At 60.7% G+C, this 12,171-nt stretch carries 14 protein-coding genes, 1 tRNA gene and 2 pseudogenes; 10 read left to right on the top strand and 7 right to left on the bottom strand.

Annotation, left to right across the window (positions count from 1 at the left end):
* Nucleotides 1-153 (top strand): annotated as a pseudogene (locus EN884_RS39470) (alpha/beta hydrolase); the annotation flags it as partial.
* Nucleotides 154-170: 17 nt separating this feature from the next.
* On the opposite strand, the gene hisN reads toward EN884_RS39470, so the two are convergent.
* A complete protein-coding gene (gene hisN, locus EN884_RS09220; protein ID WP_024502739.1) occupies nt 171-944 on the bottom strand; it encodes a histidinol-phosphatase in 774 nt (257 codons plus the stop codon).
* A 301-nt stretch (nt 945-1,245) separates the two neighbouring features.
* A complete protein-coding gene (locus EN884_RS09215) occupies nt 1,246-2,187 on the bottom strand; it encodes an N-formylglutamate amidohydrolase (RefSeq protein WP_013529713.1) in 942 nt (313 codons plus the stop codon).
* Between the two features lie 163 nt (nt 2,188-2,350).
* On the opposite strand from EN884_RS09215, the gene EN884_RS09210 reads away from it, so the two are divergent.
* On the top strand, nt 2,351-2,713 hold the full coding sequence (locus EN884_RS09210; RefSeq protein ID WP_006199474.1) for a response regulator: 363 nt from the start codon (nt 2,351-2,353) through the stop codon (nt 2,711-2,713).
* Between the two features lie 116 nt (nt 2,714-2,829).
* Nucleotides 2,830-2,904 (top strand) — tRNA-Val (locus EN884_RS09205).
* 274 nt (nt 2,905-3,178) lie between these two features.
* On the opposite strand, the gene EN884_RS09200 is transcribed toward EN884_RS09205, so the two are convergent.
* Nucleotides 3,179-3,385, bottom strand: coding sequence for a hypothetical protein (locus tag EN884_RS09200; protein ID WP_013529712.1), 207 nt, complete (start codon nt 3,383-3,385; stop codon nt 3,179-3,181).
* A gap of 403 nt (nt 3,386-3,788) precedes the next feature.
* Here EN884_RS09200 and EN884_RS09195 point away from each other — a divergent pair, with 403 nt between their 5' ends.
* Together EN884_RS09195 and EN884_RS38595 are read left to right on the top strand one after the other, a co-directional pair.
* Nucleotides 3,789-4,556, top strand: a complete 768-nt coding sequence (locus tag EN884_RS09195) for a Stf0 family sulfotransferase (RefSeq protein ID WP_027161395.1) — start codon at nt 3,789-3,791, stop codon at nt 4,554-4,556.
* Between the two features lie 127 nt (nt 4,557-4,683).
* On the top strand, nt 4,684-4,926 hold the full coding sequence (locus EN884_RS38595; protein ID WP_063168951.1) for a hypothetical protein: 243 nt from the start codon (nt 4,684-4,686) through the stop codon (nt 4,924-4,926).
* Here the strand turns inward: EN884_RS38595 and EN884_RS39465 are convergent.
* The 3 genes and pseudogenes from EN884_RS39465 to EN884_RS09185 all read right to left on the bottom strand — a co-directional run.
* Nucleotides 4,893-4,999: pseudogene (locus EN884_RS39465) on the bottom strand (transposase); the annotation flags it as partial. The gene EN884_RS38595 and the pseudogene EN884_RS39465 sit on opposite strands and share 34 nt — an antisense overlap.
* 9 nt (nt 5,000-5,008) lie before the next feature.
* Nucleotides 5,009-5,404, bottom strand: coding sequence for a hypothetical protein (locus tag EN884_RS09190; protein WP_013529710.1), 396 nt, complete (start codon nt 5,402-5,404; stop codon nt 5,009-5,011).
* 14 nt (nt 5,405-5,418) lie between these two features.
* Nucleotides 5,419-5,751, bottom strand: a complete 333-nt coding sequence (locus tag EN884_RS09185; RefSeq protein ID WP_224621359.1) for a lysozyme inhibitor LprI family protein — start codon at nt 5,749-5,751, stop codon at nt 5,419-5,421.
* Nucleotides 5,752-5,953: 202 nt separating this feature from the next.
* On the opposite strand from EN884_RS09185, the gene EN884_RS09180 reads away from it, so the two are divergent.
* A complete protein-coding gene (locus EN884_RS09180) occupies nt 5,954-6,244 on the top strand; it encodes a hypothetical protein (RefSeq protein WP_127219021.1) in 291 nt (96 codons plus the stop codon).
* Between the two features lie 129 nt (nt 6,245-6,373).
* Nucleotides 6,374-8,641: an alginate lyase family protein gene (locus tag EN884_RS09175; protein ID WP_063168952.1), complete on the top strand. Its 2,268-nt coding sequence runs from the start codon at nt 6,374-6,376 to the stop codon at nt 8,639-8,641.
* A gap of 55 nt (nt 8,642-8,696) precedes the next feature.
* On the opposite strand, the gene EN884_RS09170 is transcribed toward EN884_RS09175, so the two are convergent.
* The gene (locus EN884_RS09170; RefSeq protein ID WP_063168953.1) at nt 8,697-9,851 is read right to left on the bottom strand and encodes a dihydrodipicolinate synthase family protein; all 1,155 of its coding nucleotides are present in this window, start codon (nt 9,849-9,851) and stop codon (nt 8,697-8,699) included.
* Between the two features lie 239 nt (nt 9,852-10,090).
* On the opposite strand from EN884_RS09170, the gene EN884_RS09165 reads away from it, so the two are divergent.
* The 3 genes from EN884_RS09165 to EN884_RS09155 form a co-directional block, all read left to right on the top strand.
* Nucleotides 10,091-11,149: a LacI family DNA-binding transcriptional regulator gene (locus EN884_RS09165; protein WP_013529706.1), complete on the top strand. Its 1,059-nt coding sequence runs from the start codon at nt 10,091-10,093 to the stop codon at nt 11,147-11,149.
* Complete coding sequence (locus tag EN884_RS09160; protein ID WP_013529705.1) at nt 11,146-11,325, top strand: hypothetical protein; 180 nt, start codon at nt 11,146-11,148, stop codon at nt 11,323-11,325. The genes EN884_RS09165 and EN884_RS09160 overlap by 4 nt, the downstream gene beginning before the upstream one ends.
* Nucleotides 11,322-12,171: malonate decarboxylase subunit alpha (locus tag EN884_RS09155; RefSeq protein ID WP_206617571.1), on the top strand; the 850-nt coding region annotated here is incomplete at its 3' end. The genes EN884_RS09160 and EN884_RS09155, both read left to right, overlap by 4 nt.

The following is a 12,171-nucleotide window of genomic DNA, read 5'->3' as shown; positions in this document are numbered from 1 at the left end:
GTCGAAGCCTACGCCAGGCGTCTGCGGCTCGGTTCATTGCTGATGATCGACGGCTCCCGCCACGAAATCCTGCAGGAAGCCGACATCTACCGCGAGCAATTGCTCGCCGCCTTCGACGCCTTCATTCCCGGCAGCGACGACCCCACGGCCTGACGGCCGCCGGTCGCTGGTCAGCCGCGCAAGGCAGCCATGGCAGCTGCGTGGAGTTCCGGCGTTGCAGCCGCCAGGACATCGCCGCCCTTTTCCGCAGGCCCGCCATCGAATGTGGTGACCACACCGCCTGCCTTCTCGATGATCGGGATCAGCGCCACGATGTCGTATGGCTTCAAACCGGGATCGGCGACGATATCGACGCTTCCCGAAGCGATCATGGCGAAGGCATAGCAATCGGCGCCATAGCGGGCGAGTTGGATCTGTCTTTCGAATGCATCGTAACGGTTGCGCGCTTCGCCTTTGAATAGCGCCGGCGTGGTGGTGAACAGCGTCGCCTGGTCCAACTTCGTCGTCTTGCGGGTCGTCAGTTTTCGCGGCCCGCCCGGCCCCTCATAGTGCGAACCTGAGGCGTTGGCGTAGAACAGCTCGCCGGTGAAGGGTTGCGCCATCATGCCGGCAACGGCGTCACCGTCGACCGTCAGCCCGACCAGCGTGCCCCACACCGGCAGGCCGGAAATAAAGGCGCGCGTGCCGTCGATCGGGTCGATCACCCAGACATGCCGGCTCGAAATGTTCTCGCTGCCATGCTCCTCGCCAAGAATGCCATGGTCGGGATACTCGGCAGAGATCAACGCCCGGATAGCGCGCTCGGCCTCGCGATCGGCCTCGGTGACCGGATCGAAACTGCCCTGTTCCTTGTTGGCGACCGCGCCTTGGGCACGAAAGCGCGGCAAGGTCTCCGCCGCCGCCACCTGCGCGATGCGGCGCATGAAATCGACACTGATGTCCAACTGATTCTCCCGCACTGCAGCATGTCCGAGCCGTGCTCTGCCGCCAATTTCGTACCAAAACAAGTGTGTTCGACTACTTCTCCGCGACGGCATCTGTTGCCCGGATGTCACATAAGCGTCGTCGAAACGCAATTTCCACATCAGAGTGAATTAAAAAAGCCTGAAGGTCGCTTGACATTTGTGCAACGCACAATACCCTTGACCTCGGACAGGGTTTCCTGTCCATGCCCTCCTTGGGCGTTTCCTCCCTAGACTTCGACCGTATCGTGCAAACGATGCGGTCTTTTTTTACGCCGCGATTTCACTCCGCGGCCAGCGGCAGGTCGATGAAATGATGGTCGGGCATCGACATCAGGTCGGCTGAGAACCGCGTCAGATCGTCGGCCAGCGCATCGAAGCCGGCGGCCTTCTCGAATGTCCGTTCGTTCATGTAGAGCCCGCGATTGACCTCGATCTGCAGCGCATGCAGATGGCGCGCCGGGCGGCCGTAATGCTCGGTGATGAAGCCGCCGGCATAGGGTTTGTTGTGGGCAACCGAATAGCCCATGGCGCTGAGCAGGCCGATCGCGGTCTCGGTCAGGGCGGCGGTTGCCGAGATGCCGAAACGGTCGCCGATGATGAAGTCGGGCCGCAGCCCGCTGTCGCCGACACGGATGCTCGCCGGCATCGAATGACAGTCGATCAGCACGGCAAAACCGAACCGCGCATGGGTCCGGGTCAAAAGCCGCTTCAGCGTCTCGTGATAGGGCTTGTAGACGGTTTCGATCCGGGCAACGGCTTCCGACAGCGGCAGGCGGCCGGAATAGATGTCGAGCCCCTCGCCGACCAGCTTCGGCACCGTGCCAAGCCCACCCGCCACCCGCGCCGAGCGGATGTTGCAGAAGGACGGCACTGGCTCGGCGAACATGCGAGGATCGAGCTCCCACGGCTCGCGATTGACGTCGAGATAGGCCCTCGGAAAATTCGCCGCCAGCAGCGGCGCGCCGAGCGCCACGGCACCGCCGAACAGCTCATCGACGTAACAGTCTTCCGACCGGCGGATGGCGTTGCGGTCCAGCCTTGCCATGGCCAGGAACCGTTCGGGATAGTAGCGGCCGCTATGCGGCGAATTGAAGAGGAAGGGGACGCGCTGCTCGGCGCCCGACCGGATTTCGAAGGGTGGAAAGACCGAAAAATCCTCGGCTGCCGTCTTCAATTTGAACGAACCCGAAAACACCAGTGCATCATGATGTGAAAGTGCCACCTTGCAGGCCGCGTGTCCAGCATTTCAGCGGCGGCACACCCCCGGCAAATATGGATCATCGCCGTCCGCGTTCACTTGATGTTTACCCTCACCTCCTCATATACAGGATGGTTAACGGGCTTGCCCAACGGCAATCTCGGGCGGGTGATTCGGACAGGATATCATGGCACGCATTCTTCTGGCGGAAGACGACGACGATATGCGTCGGTTCCTCGTCAAGGCGCTGGAGCGCGCCGGTTACCAGGTCAGCGATTTCGACAATGGCGCCAGCGCCTATGAGCGGCTGCGCGAAGAGCCGTTCTCGCTGCTGCTGACCGACATCGTCATGCCGGAGATGGACGGCATCGAGCTGGCGCGCCGCGCCACCGAGATCGATCCCGATCTGAAAGTCATGTTCATCACCGGTTTCGCCGCCGTTGCGTTGAACCCGGATTCCAAGGCGCCGAAAGACGCCAAGGTGCTGTCGAAGCCATTCCATCTGCGCGACCTCGTCAACGAGGTGGAGAAGATGCTGCAGGCGGCCTGAGCCGTTTTCTAGGCGAGGCGCCGCACCTCTTCGCCACTGCGGCGAGACGACGCCTTCTTTCCTTTTTCCTGCTATTGACGCGCTGGATCAAAAATGGTGTATGCGCGGCTTCGGATGGGCGTGTAGCTCAGCGGGAGAGCACTGCATTGACATTGCAGGGGTCACAGGTTCAATCCCTGTCACGCCCACCATCCAACCAGACAAATCAGACTTGGATCGACATGCTGGCCGGCTCGCCAGACAAAGCGCGTGGGCATGACGCGCGGGATGAGCAGCGTCGAGGTGCTGGCGGAAGAACGCCTCACTTGGGATAAGCAGGGCACAGCGTGGCACAGGGCCGTCCAGGGCGCGCGTTACACAGAGGTGGACGATTTCGGTGCCTCAAGGGGAGGCTGGACGTTGGCGAGCTTTCGAGCGCAACCCGCCCGTCCCAGCGCTGACCGGAACGGGCGACACGCAATCAGATCATTGCGGCGCTGGATCAGGCGTATTTCCCGGCCTGTCGCCGCCGCCCTTGCCTTCGCGGCAAGGCTCGCCGATGCCGCAGCATTTGCCGTTATAGGTGACGCCAGGCTTCAGCTTGTCGCATTCCCTGGGAGCGGTTGTCTTGCAGCCGGCCAGCACCGAAACGGCGATGGCGGCCAAAAAGACGTTTCTCGAGACAGTAAACATAAGACGTTCTCCTTGATGAACCATGTTTGGACACATCACTTGGTCGCGCCTCGGGTGAATTGGTTCACAAAAATAGTGATGGCGGCGAAAACAACCCTCACGGTTATTCGACAGAGGACACTCCTGGGCAGGCGCAGCAATCGCGTGGCGACGTGTCGGCGACGGCGAACACGCCCACGATGACGATGGCGGCCGATGCGGCGTCCTAGATGAATTGCGTGGTCATCTGGTCTAGAATCCAGCCAAAGCCCTGGTGATGCCGACAAGATGGCAACGAAGATCACGGCGGCAATAAGCTGAGCACGGTGTTCCTGGACCTGGGGCGGGAACGCAGCACTGATTTGGGTTGAAGATAAGCGGGCCTTGCGGCATGCGTTCCGGGACAAGGTGAAGTGAGGAGTTTATGCGGGGCGTTGCGATTCTTACAGAGGGAAGAAGCGGTTCGAACTGGCTGGGAAGCCTGACGAACGCAACTGGCCTGATGGGACGGTCGGAGGAATGGCTTGATCCGGCCTATCTACGTTTCGATCCCCGCACCTATGATGATCTTGAAAAAGCGGTCATCGAGAAAGCGTCGACCGACAACGGGCGGTTTGCGATCAAGTTGTTTCCGCGCCATCTGGCCTGGTGTAAGGAGAAATTCGGAAAGGATTTTCTATTCGAGATTCGAAGAAAACACGGCTTGGAATTCATTTTGTTGGAACGTCGCGACCGAATTCAGCAAGCTATTTCGTTCTACCGAGCTAGGATGTCTGGAGTGTGGACGAGCCGGCACGAAGGGAAAGTCAATCCGCGCTCTGTTCCTTATAGCTTCGCCGACATCAGCCAAGCGTATTTCCAGATTGATCGAAGCTATGCGTTCTGGAGGTCCTACCTACAACTTGCGGGGCTGGATTGTCGTCAATTCGTCTACGAAGATTTGCAGCAAGACCCACGGCCCTATCTGGAAGCTGTGGCGGATTATATGGGCGTCCAGGTCCCGGAAGACACCGCCAATTCGAGATTCACTGTTCAACGGGACAGCCTCACGGAAGAATGGATAGTGCGCTTTCGTGAGGACGCAGCGGCCAAGGGCGCCATTGAGGGCATCGGGGAGATGGCGGTGCCAAGAACGCTCGACAATATCGCCCGCTTTGCCCTGAAACGGCCCCTGATCCGAAAGCGCTTCTAGAGGCAGGTACTTTCTTCGGGGAAATTCGATGATCGTTGCAGCTGGCTCGGTTCCAGCGCTCGATGCCCCGGCTCTTCCTCCAGAACACCTGGAGTAAATCGCGCCGGTCAACCGTCTGCCCGCAGTAATGATCTTCTTCCGGGATGTCCTGGCCGCCGTGCAGCTTGCTGGGAACGGCGGGCCAGGGTCAGATAGTTTCGTCATGTCGCTCGAACCTGCCATTGCGGCAAAAAGTTCCGGAACCATCCTTCAAGCTGATGGAATCGCGGATCGCGTGTGCAGGATCGGCATTTCCCGGCTGTTCGCCGAGGTAGAGCGGTTCGCATTTGGGTTGACTTCTAGCCTGCGCCTGGCGCAACGCCGCATGTAGTGCTTGAAGTTGGCGAAGGGTTTCTCGATTGGGTTGAGGTCCGGACTATAGGGGGCAGGAAGGAGAGCCTCGCGGAGCCAGCCTACTGGTCATCGTCATCGTTATTGTCTGGATTGTCGACCAAACATCCCGCGCCGTGACACCCTTGGTAATTGCCTTGAGTGTCGAAATTCGGATTGCCATCCTTGTCGTAACTCGGCCTTGGATCGATGTAGCTGTCGTCCTTTCGACGCGCTTCCTTGCGATCCTTGTCTCTCTGTTCTTGCGCGGCCATGCGATCCAATGAGCGCTGCTCATCTTCTGAACGTTGTGAGGTCTGTTGCATCATGCAGTCGGCAAACCTGTTGGTTCCTGGCCTGTAGCCGTAAGACGCGCACTGTTGCTGATCCATTGCGCGCTGATCCTCAGCGCTGACGCAACCGGCAACCGCCAACGGCACAAGCGCGATCAGCACATATCTCATCTTGAAATTCGGCATTTTGTCACTCCAGATTATTCTGATGGCACCGGGCAAGAGAGGTCACCCTCCTGGCAGTTCAGGTAGGCCTTCAACTGCCTGGTGCGGGCCTTGGTCAGGTCAGCCTGACAAGCAGCGGCAACCATCGGCGCCGCGGAGCCACCATCGTCACCGCTGGATTGAAACGTGCATTCGGCGTTGCGGAACGCAATCCACGCTCTCTGCGCTTTCACGAACCGTGCCTTGCCGTCGGAATCATCCGTAAGCCGCTTCTGGATTTGCTTGAAGGTCTGGTTCAATGCCTGATCGGCTCTTTTGAAATCCGAAGCTGGATCAGCCAGAGCCGCGGTGGCGGCGAACGACAGCATGGCGACCGCAGCAAGTAGAAAACGCATGATTGTATCCCCCTCATGAAAACAACCACAAGTAAGCACGCATAGGAGCAGCCGGCAAGGCCTGGAAAACCATATAGTAAGCAAAGGGTTGTCGGGTTCAACAATGCAGGACGGACGAGGCTAGGGCCGTGAGGTGATATGCGGGGAGTGGCAGATAACTCATGTATTCGATGCAATGGCGGTCGAATGCGGCCGCCACAAGCTGACCATGTTTGGACACATCGCTTGGTCGCGCGCCGGGAGGATTGGTTCCAAGAAAATTGCGATCACCGGCGCATCTTTTGCGAGCTTGCCTTTGCGTGAAGGCGAATCGCCGATGCCGGGGCATTTGCCATGCTATGTGGTTTTCGGATTTGATTTATCGCATTGTCCTGTCGGCGTTGCCTGGCAACCTGCCGTCACTTATGCAGCAGAACGTAACAGGACATTCGCAACGTTACATGCGAGAGACGTTTTCCATGATTGATCGTGCCGCACAATTCAGGGCTTCGTCGCCTCACGCTCAAAAATGGTCCAGAATCAAAGTCGGAATGATTGGCGAAACCGCGCGCATCCCCGAGGCGGTGATCGGGATCCGGTCTCCCTGCGTGCCGTCATGAGTTCACAGTCCGGTAGGACAAAACTATCGTCCTGGCCGAAGATATATCGCGAACTGAACCGTGTGCGCACGCAATTGCGGTCGCCGTGGTCGACATTGGGCAACGCGCTCATTTCCGCAAAGCAGAATGCTGAATACCGGCGCGGACTCGGCAAGCGGATCGAGGCCGCCCGCGAGACTTACACGGCGTCGCCGATCTCGCAGATTGCCGACAGCTTCATGCTCGTCCGGATCATCGGCAATGATCTGGAACCGCGACACCGCAAGGGCCAGTCATTCGACAACGTGCTGTTCATTCTGGACAACGAACCGGTCTTCGACGCCTGCGAAAAATTCTGGATCGTCAATCGAATAGTCGACACCGACGAGGAAGCCCGGATCATCGGCCTGCTCGAAAGCCGCCGCCAGAATTTTCATACAATCCCCTTCGAACTCGATCAGTACCGGAAGATATCCTGGGACGTCGACCAGCTTGTTGCCGGCGACCTCCGATTCTCAGAGAAGGGCCGGGCGAGCGGACAGTCCGCGCGTTACGAAACGCACATCCGCCGCAGCAAGAACCTCTATGTGATGAACAACAATGGGGCTCGCAACGCCGCGCTCGCGATTGCCCGCGACAGGGCAAAATGGCTGATGCCCTGGGACGGGAACTGCTACCTGACAGCCTCTGCGTTCCAGCGGATACGGTCCGCGATCGAGAAAAACCCGCACCTTCCCTACGCTGTGGTGCCCATGGCGCGCATTGTCGACAATGCGCTTCTGCTGGACCAGAGCTTTCAGCCGCCGGCCGAGGAGGAGCCGCAGATCATATTTCGAGCCGATACCACGCAACTGTTCGACGAAAACTATGGTTACGGAAGGCGGCCAAAAATCGAGATGCTGTGGCGGTTGGCAGTTCCTGGCCCCTGGGACCGCTACCGCGACGACGCCTGGGATTTTCCACGCCCGGTCCGGGCGGCGGATGCCGGGCTGCTCCAGAAAGCGGGCTGGGTGGCGCGCCTGGATTCAGGGCGTTCGCATCTGGAGATCGGCAAGGCCGGCTTCGTCGCGCGTCTGGTCAGCCGCGATCAGGCGATCGTCGATATGGTCGATCAATGTGACGCCAAGGCAGTCGCCGCTCGGCTTGATACCTCCCGCCTGGCCTTTTATGACGAAGACGCCCTGGCCAACGCGGTGAAGGACGGGCCCATCCTGCACCATCTCGAAACCGCGGCCGGACAGGCACTCGCCCGCGGTCCGTTCAGCGTGCTCGACAAGACTGGCCTAGCCCCCAGCGGGGATCCCCAGGACTATTTTCACCCTGCGCCTTACTGGTGGCCCGACCCCGACAGACCCGACGGCCTGCCCTATATCCGGCGCGATGGCGAACGCGTGCCCGGCACGGCATTGTATGCAGCAGGAAGCGAAACCTACGATCGCACACGCTTGCAGCGCGTCTTCGACGACACAACCGTGCTTGCGCTCGCCGCAACCGTGCTTGATGGGCATCATTATGCCGTCCACGCCGCCAGGCTCTTTCGCGCATGGTTTATCGATCCCAGGACAAGAATGAACCCGCATTTGCGCTATGCGCAGGTGCGGTCGGGCCACGACAACAATGAAGGGTCCGGCCACGGCATCATCGAGCTGAAGGATTTCTATTTCTTCCTGGATGCCGTACGCCTGCTCGAGCGAACAGGAGTACTGGGCGACGAGGATCGCGAGGCGTTCAGAGCCTGGCTCGGTTCCTACTGCGAATGGCTGGACACCGCGCCGGCAGCCGCGACGGCCTTCTGCAGCAGCAGCAACCAAGGAACATATTACGATTTGCAGCGGGCATCGATCGCCACGTTTCTTGGCGACAGCGCCACCCTGGCCAAGATCAGCCTCTATGCTCGGGAGAGACTAGCAACCCAGATCGCAGCCGATGGCTCCTTGCCCAGGGAACTGTCCCGCACGCGCCCCAGGCACTACGCCATGTTTACCTTGCAAGGCTGGACGTCGCTGGCCCGTGTCCTGTCTTCGGTCGGTGACAATCTCTGGCAACACAAGACAGCCGAGGGGCTGGGACTGGTCCAGGCGCTGCACTGGCTTGTTGCGCACGAGAACAAGCCACACACCATGTCGGCCGAAACTGTCGATCCGGATCGGCTTGGGCCGCTGCTTCTCGACCTGACGCACCATGATCCCGCAGGAATGCCACCTGCCGATCTGGGAAGGGCGACCAAGCCCATTTTTCATCCAGACGAGGCAATCGCGCCTTTTTGGCTGTGGCGGAGACATTAGCGACGCCCGGCATTCCTGGCCTGTTACGTCGATGATGAGAACCACTTTCCGCGCTTCAAACACCCGCGACGGTGCAAAGGCTCTTCATCCTGGTCACCGCCAGTTCCGGATCGGCCAGCAATCCGGCCTGGTCGGCAAGGCGGAACACGTCGGCATAGTGACGGATGCCGCGCGCCGACTGCATACCGCCGACCATCGCAAAATGATCCTGATGGCCGTTCAGCCAGGCCATGAGGACGATGCCGGCTTTGTAATACTCGGTCGGCGCCTCGAAGATCTTTCGCGACAGCGGCACGGTCGGCGCCATCAACGCGTCAAAGCCGGCGCGGTCGCCTTCCGCCAGTTTCGCCAGCGCCGCGTTGGCAACCGGCGCAATCGCGTCGAAAATACCCAGCAATGCGTGCGAGTGCCTTTTCTCGTCGCCGGCGATCAGTTCGGGATAATTGAAATCGTCGCCGGTGAACATGACGACGCCGTCCGGCAGACGGTTCCTCAGCGCGACCTCCTTGCCGGCATCGAGCAGTGAGATTTTTATCCCCTCCACCTTGCCAACGTGGCATTCGATGATGGCAACGACTGTATCGAGAGCGACCTCGAAATTCTCGCTGCCCCAATAGCCCCTGAGCGCCGGATCGAACATGTCGCCCAGCCAGTGCAGGATGACCTTGCCGGAGGACTGTGACAGGATGCGGTCGTAGACCCTGACATAGTCGTCCGGCCCTTTGGCAACTGCCGCCAACGCCCGGCTGGCCATCATGATCGCCTTGCCGCCGAGCCCTTCGATTAAAGCGAACTGCTCTTCATAGGCCTTGATGACGTCATCGATTGTTTTGGCGGCGGCGGGCGCCAGATGGTCGGTGCCGGCGCCCGAGGCGAGATCGGCGCCATCGACCGTGCGCGCCTCGGCGATCGAGCGGCGGATCAATTCCTGCGCGTTTGCCCAGTCGAAGCCCATGCCGCGCTGCGACGTGTCCATCGCTTCGGCGATGCGGAAGCCCAGCCGCCACAGATGGTGACGGAACGCCATCGTCCTCTCCCAGTCGATCACCGGTCTGGACCACGGATCGGTCATGGCGAGCGGATCGGCAACGACGTGCGCGGCGGCATAGGCGATACGCGAAAATCGCGCGCCGATGTCAGGCTGCACGGGCTCGCCGACCAGCGTGTACCGGGTGCTGCCGCCACCCTCACCAGGCAAGGAAATGTCCATCCATCGCTCCCTTCACAACGCTACTAAATGGAACGTTCCAATAAATCAAGGACCTTTAAGATTCGAACTCCCTGCAGGATGAAATGCTGCATTGCAACAGGAAAGCCTTATGAAGCATGCCATTTGAGTACGCACAATCGATGTTCGAGGCGCGGGAAAAATCCCGATTGACTCACGAGCGGAGCAGAGATTAGAACGTTCCAATAGTTTTGGGCCTGCAGTCGGGAGGATGCATCTGGATGGCCAACCGGGCCAAGGCGACGATATTCGACATCGCCCGCGAAGCGGGCGTGTCCAAATCGACGGTATCGCTCGTGCTCCAGGGCAGCGGACTGATCCGGCCCGAAACAGCGAGCAAGGTGCGCAAGGCGATCGAGGATGTCGGTTACGTCTACAACCGCGGCGCCGCCAATCTGCGCAAGGCGCACTCCAACGTCATCGGCATGGTCATCAACGATCTCACCAATCCTTTCTTCGCGGAGCTGGCGGTTGGCATGGAGCGGGTCTTCCAGTCGGCCGGCATCGTGCCGTTCATCGCCAACACGGCGGAAAATCCGGTGCGCCAGGAAGAAGTGCTGAAGTCGCTGATGGAGCAAGGCGTCGCCGGCCTCATCGTGTCGCCGGCTCGCGGCACGACGCCGGGCGCCTTCAGGCGGATCGAGACGGCAGGTCTGCCGGTGGTCTTCGCCATGCGCCGGCTTCCCGAGAGCCGCATTCCGGTCATCGCGCCCGACAATCATCGCGGCGCCTATCTCGCCACCGCTCATCTGATCGGCAAGGGACATCGCCGGCTGGTCTTCTTCGGCGGCTCGTCCGATCTCGTCGTCTATCACGAGCGGCTTGGCGGATTTCGCGAAGCCTGCGAGACGCAGGGCATCTCCGACCGCGACACTCTGGTCGTCGAGGGAGAGACCAGCCGCAGAGGTGGTATCGCATGCCTCGAAACCGCTCTCGCAATGGCTGAACCGCCGACCGCGGCACTCTGCTTCAACGACGCCGTCGCCTTTGGCGCCATGCTGGCGCTGCGCAAGCGCGGGCTTGAGCCGGGAGTTGATTTCGCCATCGTCGGCTTCGACGATGTGGCCGAGGCCGAGCACTACATGCCGGCTCTGACCAGCGTCGCGGTGGACTCGGCGGGCCTCGGCGAACGCGCCGCCCATGTCATGTTGAAAATGATCCAGTCACGCACAACACGGGCCGAAGACCATATCGGCGCGGTCAATCTGGTGGTCAGGGAAAGCTGCGGCCCGGATCGCCGCATTCGAAACAGGGCGGCCGGTTCGGGAGGCGCTGCATGAGCGTCAAATGGAGCTTGATCGGTGCCAGCACGATCGTCAGGCAGTTCATGATCAACGCCATCCGCGCGCAAGGCGAGGACAGCATCTGGTCATCGGCGTCAGTCGAAGCAGCATTGCAAACCGCGAAATCAGGCAAGGCGGTCGCAATCGAGCCTAAGCTCGGGAGTGTGAATTGAGCAAGGTGGTCTCCGCAGCGCAGGCAGCCGGCCTGGTCAAGGACGGCATGGTCGTGTCGGTGTCCTCGTCGAGCGGCCTCGGCTGCCCCGATGCGGTGCTCGCCGCGATCGGCGAACGCTTCGACGCAGAAGGCCATCCGAAGAACATCACCACGCTGCACCCGATCGCAGCCGGCGACATGTATGGCATCAAAGGCATCGACCATCTGGCCAAGCCGGGACTGCTGAAGCGTACCTTGTGCGGCTCCTACCCGTCCGGCCCCTCCTCTTCCGAACCGCCGCAGATCTGGAAGATGATCGGCGACAATTCGGTCGCCGCCTACAACGTGCCGTCCGGCATCCTGTTCGATATGCACCGCGAAGCCGCGGCCAAGCGGCCGGGCGTGCTGACCAAAGTCGGTCTCGACACCTTCGCCGACCCGCGCCACCAGGGCTGCGCCATGAACGCCGCCGCCAGCGAGCCGATCGTTTCGGTGCAGCAGTTCGACGGCGAGGAATGGCTCTATTTCCGCTCTATCGTGCCGCAGGTGTCGATCATCCGCGCCACGTCGGCCGACGAGCGCGGCAACCTCACCTACGAGCATGAGGGCGCCTATCTCGGCGGACTGGAACAGGCGCTCGCCGCCCGCAACAATGGCGGCATCGTCATCGCGCAGGTCAAGCGCGTCGTCGAGAACGGCACGCTGAAACCGCATGACGTGCGCGTGCCGGGCGTCCTGGTCGACCATATCGTCGTTGCGCCCGACCAGTTGCAGACGACGCTGACACCCTATGACCCGGCGATCTCGGGAGAAATCTTCCGGCCGCTGTCGAGCTTCCGCACGCCGGAGATGAACGTGCAGAAGG

This window comes from Mesorhizobium sp. M7A.F.Ca.AU.001.01.1.1, from assembly GCF_004022735.1.
Taxonomy (GTDB): domain Bacteria; phylum Pseudomonadota; class Alphaproteobacteria; order Rhizobiales; family Rhizobiaceae; genus Mesorhizobium; species Mesorhizobium ciceri.
The sequence above is the reverse complement of the archived record's forward strand: the minus strand, read 5'-3'. Positions and strand labels throughout refer to the sequence as shown.

What these genes read in the sequence shown, in the direction of transcription:
- EN884_RS09210 (WP_006199474.1), top strand. Translation starts at nt 2,351, where the DNA reads ATGGCACGCATTCTTCTGGCGGAAGACGACGACGATATGCGTCGGTTC.
- EN884_RS09200 (WP_013529712.1), bottom strand. Translation starts at nt 3,385, where the DNA reads ATGTTTACTGTCTCGAGAAACGTCTTTTTGGCCGCCATCGCCGTTTCG.
- EN884_RS09195 (WP_027161395.1), top strand. Translation starts at nt 3,789, where the DNA reads ATGCGGGGCGTTGCGATTCTTACAGAGGGAAGAAGCGGTTCGAACTGG.
- EN884_RS38595 (WP_063168951.1), top strand. Translation starts at nt 4,684, where the DNA reads ATGATCTTCTTCCGGGATGTCCTGGCCGCCGTGCAGCTTGCTGGGAAC.
- EN884_RS09190 (WP_013529710.1), bottom strand. Translation starts at nt 5,404, where the DNA reads ATGCCGAATTTCAAGATGAGATATGTGCTGATCGCGCTTGTGCCGTTG.
- EN884_RS09185 (WP_224621359.1), bottom strand. Translation starts at nt 5,751, where the DNA reads ATGCTGTCGTTCGCCGCCACCGCGGCTCTGGCTGATCCAGCTTCGGAT.
- EN884_RS09180 (WP_127219021.1), top strand. Translation starts at nt 5,954, where the DNA reads ATGGCGGTCGAATGCGGCCGCCACAAGCTGACCATGTTTGGACACATC.
- EN884_RS09175 (WP_063168952.1), top strand. Translation starts at nt 6,374, where the DNA reads ATGAGTTCACAGTCCGGTAGGACAAAACTATCGTCCTGGCCGAAGATA.
- EN884_RS09170 (WP_063168953.1), bottom strand. Translation starts at nt 9,851, where the DNA reads ATGGACATTTCCTTGCCTGGTGAGGGTGGCGGCAGCACCCGGTACACG.
- EN884_RS09165 (WP_013529706.1), top strand. Translation starts at nt 10,091, where the DNA reads ATGGCCAACCGGGCCAAGGCGACGATATTCGACATCGCCCGCGAAGCG.
- EN884_RS09160 (WP_013529705.1), top strand. Translation starts at nt 11,146, where the DNA reads ATGAGCGTCAAATGGAGCTTGATCGGTGCCAGCACGATCGTCAGGCAG.